General features: G+C 66.4%; 1 protein-coding gene. It reads right to left on the reverse strand.

Annotated elements, in window-relative coordinates:
• The coding region (locus G7016_RS24800) for a VCBS domain-containing protein (RefSeq protein ID WP_181118407.1) at window positions 1-491 on the reverse strand (491 nt) is incomplete at both ends.

Raw genomic sequence — 491 nt, forward strand, 5'->3', positions numbered from 1 at the left:
GGTCTCGGTCACACCCTTGGCCAAGTGCTGGTACGCGGCATTGCTGGCATCCAGGGTCCAGGTGCCGTCGGCGTTCAGGGTGAAGCCGGCCACGCTCGGCTGGCTGCTGGTGGTGCTGAAGGTCAGCTGGCGACCGTCGTCAACATCAGTGGCGGTCAGGGTGCCACGGGCGACCGCGTCTTCATTCACCGCAACGTTGCCGGCGGCAGTCGTGGTGGTGATCACCGGCGTGTCGTTGGTGCCGGTCACCTTGATGACCAGGGTGTCGGTGTCGGTCGCGCCCCACTGATCCTTCACCTGATAGGCGATGGACAGCGTCTCGGTCACGCCCTTGGCCAGGTGCTGGTACGCAGCATTGCTGGCGTCCAGGGTCCAGGTGCCGTCGGCGTTCAGGGTGAAGCCGGCCACGCTCGGCTGGCTGCTGGTGGTGCTGAAGGTCAGCAGGCGACCGTCGTCAACATCAGTGGCGGTGAGGGTGCCACGGGCAACCG

Origin of the sequence: Pseudomonas japonica, from assembly GCF_013522925.1 — a bacterium.
GTDB lineage: Bacteria > Pseudomonadota > Gammaproteobacteria > Pseudomonadales > Pseudomonadaceae > Aquipseudomonas > Aquipseudomonas japonica_A.